Genomic DNA, 432 nt, shown 5'->3' on the forward strand with positions numbered 1-432 from the left:
GAAGCGGGCATACGCGATGGTCTCAAGTCTCGTGGGCTCTGAGTTGTGTTTAAGTGACAGGGGCGTTGGGCCGAGCAGGCTGCGGCGGCCGACAAGGCCGGCGACGGTGCCGCCGGCGCCGCCGGTGTTGCCGGCACCGCGGGCGCCCCGGAATGAGCACGCCAGGCCCCGGCGCCGAACCCGGCCGCCCCGGCTTTGAACCCGGCGGCTCCGAATCCGCCCGCCCCGGCGGCCCGTCCGACCCCGCATCCGGCCGTGAGGACGTGGACCCCGCACTCGTGGCACCGTCCGCCGACCCCTTGGCGAAGGCGTACACGGACGGCCTCGGCCGCACGGAGTACCTGCGCCGCCGCGCCCACCCCGCCATCGCCGCACCCGGGCCCGAGGGCGGGTCCGACGACGGGTCCGACGACGGGTCCGGCGAGCCCGACC

Annotated in this window: 1 pseudogene; it reads left to right on the top strand. The window is 76.4% G+C overall.

Annotated elements, in window-relative coordinates:
* Nucleotides 1-152 precede the first annotated feature (152 nt).
* A pseudogene (locus AC13HU_RS38220) lies at nt 153-432 on the top strand (hypothetical protein); the annotation flags it as partial.

It is taken from the genome of Streptomyces sp. NH27 (assembly GCF_056859195.1).